Annotated in this window: 1 protein-coding gene; it reads left to right on the forward strand. The window is 71.1% G+C overall.

The genetic code is table 11. The annotated features are described in order from the left end of the window. The coding region (locus KN815_RS47480) for an ATP-binding protein (RefSeq protein ID WP_216347970.1) at positions 1-809 on the forward strand (809 nt) is incomplete at both ends.

Consider the following 809-nt stretch of genomic DNA (forward strand, 5'->3'; position numbering starts at 1 on the left):
ACCCCCGACCCGGTCTCCGGGGCGGACGAGGTCGTGGCCTTCGCCGAACAGCACGGCCTGCCGATCGCCATCAAGGCCGCCTTCGGCGGCGGCGGACGCGGCCTCAAGGTCGCCCGCACCATGGAAGAAGTCCCCGAGCTCTACGACTCCGCCGTCCGCGAGGCCGTCGCGGCGTTCGGCCGCGGCGAGTGCTTCGTCGAGCGCTACCTCGACAAGCCCCGCCATGTGGAGACCCAGTGCCTGGCCGACACCCACGGCAACGTCGTGGTCGTCTCCACCCGTGACTGCTCCCTCCAGCGCCGCCACCAGAAGCTGGTCGAGGAGGCCCCGGCCCCGTTCCTGACCCAGGAACAGAACGACCAGCTCTACGCCGCCTCCAAAGCCATCCTCAAGGAAGCCGGCTATGTGGGCGCCGGTACCGTCGAGTTCCTCGTGGGCAACGACGGCACCATCTCCTTCCTCGAGGTCAACACCCGGCTCCAGGTGGAGCACCCGGTCACCGAAGAGGTCACCGGCATCGACCTGGTCCGCGAGATGTTCCGCATCGCCGACGGCGAGGCCATCGGCTACGACGACCCGCAGGTGCGCGGCCACTCCTTCGAGTTCCGGATCAACGGCGAGGACCCGGGCCGCAACTTCCTGCCCGCCCCCGGCACGGTGACCTCCTTCGTCCCGCCCGCCGGGCCCGGTGTCCGGCTGGACGCGGGTGTGGAGTCGGGGAGTGTCATCGGTCCGGCGTGGGACTCGCTGCTGGCCAAGCTGATCGTCACCGGCGCCACCCGCGCCCAGGCCCTCCAGCGGGCGGCCCG

Source organism: Streptomyces niphimycinicus, from assembly GCF_018883605.1.
Lineage (GTDB): Bacteria > Actinomycetota > Actinomycetes > Streptomycetales > Streptomycetaceae > Streptomyces > Streptomyces niphimycinicus.